The following is a 7,264-nucleotide window of genomic DNA, read 5'->3' on the forward strand; positions in this document are numbered from 1 at the left end:
CCTTCCCGGCGTCCGGGCCCGGCGGGTGTCAGACGCCCGCGCGCCAGTCCTCGACGTCCTCGTCGGCGTCCACGTCGTCGTCCAAACCGATCGGGAGCGGCATCGAGGACGTCGGCGGGTTGATGAGCAGGCGTTCGTCACGGCGGTGCCGCAGCACGTCGTTGATGTAGGCGGTCGTCGCCTCGGGCAGTGAGACCGCGCGCTCCTCGGCCTGCGACATGAACCAACGGTGCTCGAGCAACTCGTGGAACACCTCGGCCGGTTCCAGCCGTCCGCGGAGGTCGCGCGGGATCGACCGGACCACGGGCTCGAAGACCCGGGAGACCCACTCGTGCGCGACCATCTCCTCGTCGAGGGCGTCGCGCCCGTTCCGCGCGCGGTAGGCGTCGAGGTCGTTGAGCAGCCGTCGGGCCTGGTTCTCGCCGGCGTCGAGTCCGGTCAGGCGGAGCAGGCGGCGCTGGTGGTGCCCGGCGTCGACGACCTTGGGCTGGATGCGGACCTGCGACCCGCCCTCGGTCGTGTGGATCGAGAGCTCCTCGATGTCGAAGCCGAGCGCGTTGAGTCGCTCGACCCGGTCGTTGATGCGCCAGCGCTCCTTGATGTCGAACTGCTCGGTCCCCGTCAGTTCCTTCCACAGGATGCGGTACTGGGCCACGATGCGGTTCGACACGTCCACCGGGTCGGCGTTCTCGTCGAGGCGACCACCGGCCTCGAGGTCGAGCAGCTCGCCGGCGATGTTCACCCGCGCGACCTCGAGGTCGTTCTCGCGCTGCCCGTTCGAGAGCCCACCGGGGTAGAGCTTCCCGGTCTCGGCGTCGACGAGGTACGCGGCGAAGGCACCCGCGTCACGGCGGAAGAGGGTGTTCGACAGCGACACGTCGCCCCAGTAGAAGCCGATGACGTGCAGTCGGACGAGCAGCAGGGCGAGCGCGTCGACGAGGCGGGTCGCGGTCTCCGGTCGGAGCGTCTGCGAGTACAGCGCGCGGTACGGCAGCGAGAAGCGCAGGTGCCGGGTGACCAGCACGGGGTGCAGCGGTTCGCCGTCGGCGTCCACCCGGTTCGTGATGACGGCGACCGGGTCGACGCACGGCACGTCCATGCGCTGCAGGGTGCGGAGCATCTCGTACTCGGCACGTGCCACCTCTTCCCCGGTCTCCTTCACCGCGGCGACGTACCCGCTGAGGTGCACGAACCGCACGAGGTGGCGCGAGATGCCCTTCGGCAGGGCGACGATCACGTCGTCCGGCCAGTCCTCGAGCGGCTGGTCCCACGGCAGGTCGAGCAGGCCGGGGTCGACGGTGGCGGCGGTGATGGAGAGGGAGTCGGGCACGGTGGGCTCCTGGTGGTGCGGTGACCGGTGTCGGTTCGGCAGTCTGACAGACGGGAGGCGCGGTGCCAGCTGGCACCGCGCCTCCTGTCGTGCTGTCCCAGCGTTACGCGCTGACGACGGCCTTGTCGTCGAGGCGCTCGCCCGACTCGGTGTCGAAGGCGTGGACGTGGCCCTGCTTCGGCGTGATGACGATCGTGTCACCGATCGACGGGTGCGAACGACCGTCGACGCGGGCGACGATGTCGGTGCGCTGGCCGTTCACGTCGGCGTGACCGTAGAGGTAGCCGTCGGCGCCGAGCTCCTCGACCACGTCGACCGTGACCGGGAGGCCCTCGCCCGAGGTCGACACGACGACGTCCTCGGGGCGGATGCCGACCGTGATGTTGCCAGCACGCGCGTTCGACAGGGTGTCGCGGTCGATCGGGTGGTTGAGCGTGCCGAACTTGATGCCGCCCTCGACGACGTCCGCCGGCAGGAGGTTCATGGCCGGCGAGCCGATGAAGCCGGCGACGAACACGTTGTTCGGCTTCTCGTAGAGGTCACGCGGGGACCCGACCTGCTGCAGGATGCCGTCCTTGAGCACCGCGATGCGGTCGCCCATGGTGAGGGCCTCGGTCTGGTCGTGCGTGACGTAGACCGTGGTGACACCGAGGCGGCGCTGCAGCGAAGCGATCTGCGTACGGGTCTGGACGCGGAGCTTGGCGTCGAGGTTCGACAGCGGCTCGTCCATGAGGAACACCTGGGGCTGACGGACGATGGCGCGGCCCATCGCGACGCGCTGACGCTGACCACCCGAGAGGGCCTTCGGCTTGCGGCCGAGGTACTGCTCGAGGTCGAGGAGCTTCGCGGCCTCCTGCACGCGCTGCGCACGCTCTTCCTTGCCGACGCCGGCGATCTTGAGCGCGAAGCCCATGTTCTCGGCGACGGTCATGTGCGGGTACAGCGCGTAGTTCTGGAACACCATCGCGATGTCGCGGTCCTTCGGCGGGACGTCGGTGACGTCGCGCTCGCCGATGCGGATCGCGCCGGAGTTGACCTCTTCGAGACCCGCGAGCATGCGGAGCGAGGTGGACTTGCCGCAGCCGGAGGGGCCGACGAGGACGAGGAACTCGCCGTCGGCGACGTCCAGGTCGAGGGAGTCGACCGCGGGGCGGGTGCCTCCGGGGTAGAGACGGGTTGCCTTGTCGTAGGTGACGGACGCCATGAGCGTTCGATCCTTCCTTCACCGGCAGGTACGTGCCGGACGATCCGTAGTGAAGCGGTTGCCCGTGGGGGCCCCGGATGGTCGCCGTCGACCATCGATGCTCATACAACACGACTTCCCCGGGGAGCGCCAGTGCCTCTCGGCTGGTTGGGTGGTTCCCAGAGCGGCCCACTACAATCGCCGGGTCCGTCCGCCGAGTGGGGGCACGGCGCGTGCGGACACCCGATCAGGAGGACGACACACCGATGACCAACCGCCCCGAGGGTGACGCCCGTGCCGAACGGGCAGCTGCCGGTCGCGCCGAGCGGAACGAACGTCGTGAAGCCGCCCGGCAGCGTGCGCAGAAGCACCGTACCCAGCAGAAGCGTCGCCAGCGCGGCGCCCGGCTCGGGATCCAGATCGGCATCGGCGTCGTGCTCCTCGCCGCCGCCACGGTCGTGACCCTCGTGCTCGTCCAGTCCGCACAGCCCGCCGGCCCCGGCCCGTCGAACACGTCACAGGGCGGCATCACGATCGGCGAGGGCCTCCGGGCGCAGACGGCTGGCTCGACCCCGTCCGCCTCGGCTTCCGACGGCGCCGGCACCGTGCACATCACGACCTACATCGACTACCTCTGCCCGACGTGCGGCCAGTTCGAGAAGGCCAACGGCGACTACATCGAGGGCCTCGTCGAGTCCGGCGCAGCGACGGTGGACATCCACCCGATCGCGATCCTCGCGAACCGGTCGCAGGGCACGAAGTACTCGCTCCGCGCGGCGAACGCCGCGGCGTGCGTCGCCGATCGGTCGCCCGACCGGTTCTTCGCCTTCAACAAGGCCCTGTTCGCGGAGCAGCCGCAGGAGGGCACGGCGGGGCTCAGCGACGCCGACCTCGTCAGCGTCGTCCGGAGTGTCGACGGGATGCGTGACCAGAGCGCGATCGCGGACTGCATCCAGGACCAGACCTACGGGCGATGGGTGACCGAGCGGACGAACGACGTCACGGACGGGAAGATCCCCGGTAGCGACCTCTCGTCCTTCCCCGGGACACCGCTCGTGCTCGTGAACGGGCAGCAGTACCAGCTCACCGCACCGATCACGAACGACGATTTCCGCACCTTCGTGCTGAGCGCCGCGGGGTCGACCGACTCCACGCCGACGCCGACGCCGACGCCGTCCGCGAGCGCCAGCGCCGACTGAGACGCACGCTCCGGTGACGCTCCCGACTACAGGGCCGACCCGGACACGCTGAAGGTGTCGCAGGACGTCGCGCCCTGCTGGTAGCCGCGGAGGAACCAGCGCTGCCGCTGCTCGCTCGATCCGTGCGTGAAGGAATCCGGGTCGACCGAGCCCGTCGACCGGCGCTGGATGCTGTCGTCGCCCACGGCGCTCGCGGCGGACAGTGCGTCGTCGATCTGCGACCGGGTGATCGGCTCGAAGAAGGTCCGTCCGTTCGCGTCCTCCGTGGTCGCCGCGTCGCCGACCCAGGCGCCCGCGTAGCAGTCGGCCTGCAGCTCGACGCGGACACTGCCCGACGAGGCGCCCGTGCCCGAGCGGTCGGTGTCGGCGAAGGTGCCCTGGAGCTGCTGGACGTGGTGCCCCCACTCGTGCGCGACGACGTACATCTGCGCGAGCGGGCCGCCCGACGACCCGTAGCGGGACTGCAGCTCGTCGTAGAAGGACGTGTCGACGTAGAGCGCACGGTCCGGCGGGCAGTAGAACGGCCCGGTCGCGGACGACGCCGTACCGCAGCCGGTGCCCGTGGAGTCCTGGAAGAGGTAGAACGCCGGCGTCGAGTACGAGATGCCGACCCGCGGTGCCTCGGCCGACCAGTAGGCGTCGAGCGACTCGGCGGCACCCTCCATCCGGCAGTCGACCGAGGCGTTCGCGTCGCGGCCGGTGCGGCACTCGGGCGCTGCGTCGACGGTGTCCCCGCCCTGCTGGATCGTCGTGGTGCCGTCGCCCGCGCCGAGCACGCCGCTGAGGTCGAACCCGGTGAACTGCGCGATGAGGAACACCACGATCGCGCCGACACCCACCGCGCCGCCACCGACCGCAGCCGTGCGCCCCCGGCGCTTCACCTTCCCGCCGGACAGCTGGGAGTCGTCGTTGAACGTCATGCCCCGAATGTACGGACCCGGCGCCTGCCACGTCACAGCGCGCGGAGGTGCGCCGCGTAGCGTCGGGGGCGCCCGCAGCCGACACCTGTCGCGCACGCCGCGGGCACCGCACCGAGGAAGGACGCAGCACCCATGGCCACTCCCGTCAGCACCGTCATGAGCCCCGCGCGCTACGTGCAGGGGAAGGACGCGATCAACCGGATCGGTGAGTTCGTGGAGCCGATCGGCAAGCGTCCGCTCATCGTCGCCGACGACGTCGTCTGGGGCATCGTCGAGGAGGCCGTGCGGACCGCGTTCGACGCCGCCGGGCTGCCCGTCGAGCGGGTCGGGTTCGGCCGCTTCGCCACGCCGTCCGCGGTCGACACGCTCGTCGAGGCGATCCGCGAGCACGACATCGACGTCGTCGTCGGCGTCGGCGGCGGGAGTGCGATCGACGCCGCCAAGGCCGCCGGTCACCTCACCGAGATCCGCTGGGTCAGCGTCCCGACCGCGGCGAGCACCGACGCCCCCACCTCGGCCCTCGCCGTCATCTACTCGGAGGAGGGCGAGTTCCTCGAGTACCGCTTCTTCCCGCACAACCCCGACCTCGTGCTCATCGACACGAACCTCGTCGCACACGCGCCCGTGCAGTTCCTCGTCGCGGGCATCGGCGACGCGCTCGCGACCTGGGTCGAGGCCCGGGCGGCGAAGCGTGCGAACGCGGACACCATGGCCGGCGGCCTCCAGACCGAGACCGGCGTCGCCCTCGCGGAGCTCTCCTGGCGACTGCTGCACGAGAACGCCCTGCAGGCCATCGAAGCCGTCCGCGCCCGGGTCGTCACCCCGGCGCTCGAGAAGGTCGTCGAGGCGAACACGCTCCTCTCCGGGCTCGGTTTCGAGTCGGGTGGGCTCGCCGCCGCGCACGCGATCCACAACGGCCTGACCGCGGCACCGCAGACGCACGGGCTCGCGCACGGGCAGAAGGTCAACGTCGGCACCGTGGCGCAGCTCGTGCTCGAGGGCGCCCCCGCGCAGGAGATCGAGGACTTCGTCGTGTTCACCACGAAGGTCGGGCTGCCGAACACCCTCACCGAGATCGGACTCACCGTCGACGACACCGAGGAGCTCCGTGCGGTCGCCGAGGCCGCGACCGAGGCCGGCGAGACCATCCACAACATGCCGTTCCCGGTCACGGCGGAGATGGTCGTCGACGCACTCGTCGCGATCGAGGGCATCGCGCGCAGCATCCGCGCCACGCACGGCCTGCCCGACCCGGAGCCGTACCGCCACCACTGAGCGGACACCGAGGGGGTGCGAGCAGCATGACGGCATGGCCGACCTCGACGAACAGCACCCCCTCTTCCTCCTCGCGATGGACCAGCGGTCCTCGCTGCTGGAGCACACCTACGGCGACGACTCCGGTGAGCCCGCCGACGAAGCCGACGCCGAGCGTGTCCGCGCCGGCAAGCAGCTCGTCTACCGCGGTCTGCTCAGCGCGCTCGCCGCAGGGGCGTCCCGGGAGCGCACCGGCGTCCTCGTGGACGAACGCTACGGCGCCGACGTCGCACGACTCGTCCGCGAGGCCGGGCTCCGGCTCGCGATGCCGATCGAGCGGTCCGGGCGGGACTGGTTCGAGCTCGAGTACGGCGACGACTGGCTGACGCACGTCGACGCGTTCGACCCCGACTTCGTCAAGGTGCTCGTGCGCGACAACCCCGCCTTCGACGCGGACGACCGCACGGCGCAGGCCGAACGGCTCGCCGAGGTCTCCCGGACGCTGCACGACGCCGGCCGGACGTTCCTGGTCGAGCTCCTCGTCCCGGCGACCGACGACCAGCAGGCGTCGACGGACGACTACGACCGGGACGTCCGCCCCGGGCTCGTGGTCGAGACGATCGGGTTCCTGCAGGAGCACGGCGTCGAACCCGACGTCTGGAAGCTCGAGGGCCTCGACCGCACCGAGGACGCCGAACGCGTCGTCGCGGCCGTGCGCGCGGGCGGCCGTGCGGGTGTGCAGTGCATCGTGCTCGGCCGGGACGCCCCGGAGGAGCAGCTCGACCGGTGGCTCCGGGTCGCCGCACCGGTCGACGGGTTCGTGGGCTTCGCGATCGGCCGGAGCAACTGGCAGGACGCCCTCGACGACGTCGTGCAGCAGGGACTCGACCCCGTGTCGGCCGAGCGGCTCATCGCGGCCAACTACCGGCACTTCGTCGACACGTGGCTCGAGGCACGCCCCGACGTCGAGCACGGGGTGGACGCCGGCGCCTCCTGACGCCGAGGGTCAGGTGCGGACCAGCGGCTCCACGGTCGCCAGGTCCGCACCGATCCCGACGTCCACGAGTTCGATGCGACCGGCGAGCGTCGCGGCCGGCCCGACCAGGAGCCCCGCCTTCACGCCGCCGAACGTCACCGTGACGTCCGCGTGCAGCACGTGGTCGTCCGCGACGCCGCCCGTGTCGACGTCGATGCCGCTCGGCACGTCGACCGCGACCACGAACGGTGCGCGCTGGTCGCGGGCGAGCTCCCGCAGGGCGTCCACGACCTCGCGAGCGGGGGAGCGCAGGGGGCCCGCCGCCCCGATGCCCAGGATCCCGTCGAGCACGAGGTCGGCGTCGAGCGCCGCCTCCGCGGCGACCGCCGCGAGCCGCTCGCC

7 protein-coding genes are annotated in these 7,264 nt (G+C 71.3%); 3 read left to right on the top strand and 4 right to left on the bottom strand.

Annotation, left to right across the window (positions count from 1 at the left end; all coding sequences use genetic code 11):
• Positions 1-28 precede the first annotated feature (28 nt).
• Both ACSW7Y_RS15015 and ACSW7Y_RS15020 read right to left on the bottom strand, forming a co-directional pair.
• Positions 29-1,330, bottom strand: coding sequence for a DUF4032 domain-containing protein (locus tag ACSW7Y_RS15015; protein WP_438127046.1), 1,302 nt, complete (start codon positions 1,328-1,330; stop codon positions 29-31).
• A 103-nt stretch (positions 1,331-1,433) separates the two neighbouring features.
• Positions 1,434-2,534 (bottom strand): ABC transporter ATP-binding protein, encoded by a 1,101-nt coding sequence (locus ACSW7Y_RS15020; RefSeq protein ID WP_438127047.1) that lies wholly within the window; start codon positions 2,532-2,534, stop codon positions 1,434-1,436.
• A 245-nt stretch (positions 2,535-2,779) separates the two neighbouring features.
• Here ACSW7Y_RS15020 and ACSW7Y_RS15025 point away from each other — a divergent pair, with 245 nt between their 5' ends.
• Positions 2,780-3,712 (top strand): DsbA family protein, encoded by a 933-nt coding sequence (locus tag ACSW7Y_RS15025; protein WP_438127048.1) that lies wholly within the window; start codon positions 2,780-2,782, stop codon positions 3,710-3,712.
• Between the two features lie 26 nt (positions 3,713-3,738).
• On the opposite strand, the gene ypfJ is transcribed toward ACSW7Y_RS15025, so the two are convergent.
• Positions 3,739-4,632 carry a KPN_02809 family neutral zinc metallopeptidase gene (gene ypfJ / locus ACSW7Y_RS15030; RefSeq protein ID WP_438127049.1) on the bottom strand — a complete coding sequence of 298 codons (894 nt, stop codon included), beginning with the start codon at positions 4,630-4,632 and terminating at the stop codon, positions 3,739-3,741.
• A gap of 132 nt (positions 4,633-4,764) precedes the next feature.
• On the opposite strand from ypfJ, the gene ACSW7Y_RS15035 reads away from it, so the two are divergent.
• Positions 4,765-5,907: a glycerol dehydrogenase gene (locus ACSW7Y_RS15035; RefSeq protein ID WP_438127050.1), complete on the top strand. Its 1,143-nt coding sequence runs from the start codon at positions 4,765-4,767 to the stop codon at positions 5,905-5,907.
• A 34-nt stretch (positions 5,908-5,941) separates the two neighbouring features.
• Entirely contained in the window at positions 5,942-6,883 is a 942-nt protein-coding gene (locus ACSW7Y_RS15040) for a 2-deoxy-5-keto-D-gluconate 6-phosphate aldolase domain-containing protein (RefSeq protein ID WP_438127051.1), read from the top strand.
• A 9-nt stretch (positions 6,884-6,892) separates the two neighbouring features.
• Here the strand turns inward: ACSW7Y_RS15040 and ACSW7Y_RS15045 are convergent.
• Positions 6,893-7,264, bottom strand: a 372-nt coding sequence (locus tag ACSW7Y_RS15045; RefSeq protein ID WP_438127052.1) for an NAD(P)H-hydrate epimerase, incomplete at its 5' end; no start/stop codon positions are given.

This window comes from Curtobacterium flaccumfaciens, from assembly GCF_051548005.1.
Classification (GTDB): domain Bacteria; phylum Actinomycetota; class Actinomycetes; order Actinomycetales; family Microbacteriaceae; genus Curtobacterium.

Excerpts from the sequence above, each read along its gene's own strand:
- ACSW7Y_RS15035 (WP_438127050.1), top strand. The coding sequence starts at position 4,765 with ATGGCCACTCCCGTCAGCACCGTCATGAGCCCCGCGCGCTACGTGCAG.
- ypfJ (WP_438127049.1), bottom strand. The coding sequence starts at position 4,632 with ATGACGTTCAACGACGACTCCCAGCTGTCCGGCGGGAAGGTGAAGCGC.
- ACSW7Y_RS15020 (WP_438127047.1), bottom strand. The coding sequence starts at position 2,534 with ATGGCGTCCGTCACCTACGACAAGGCAACCCGTCTCTACCCCGGAGGC.
- ACSW7Y_RS15025 (WP_438127048.1), top strand. The coding sequence starts at position 2,780 with ATGACCAACCGCCCCGAGGGTGACGCCCGTGCCGAACGGGCAGCTGCC.
- ACSW7Y_RS15040 (WP_438127051.1), top strand. The coding sequence starts at position 5,942 with ATGGCCGACCTCGACGAACAGCACCCCCTCTTCCTCCTCGCGATGGAC.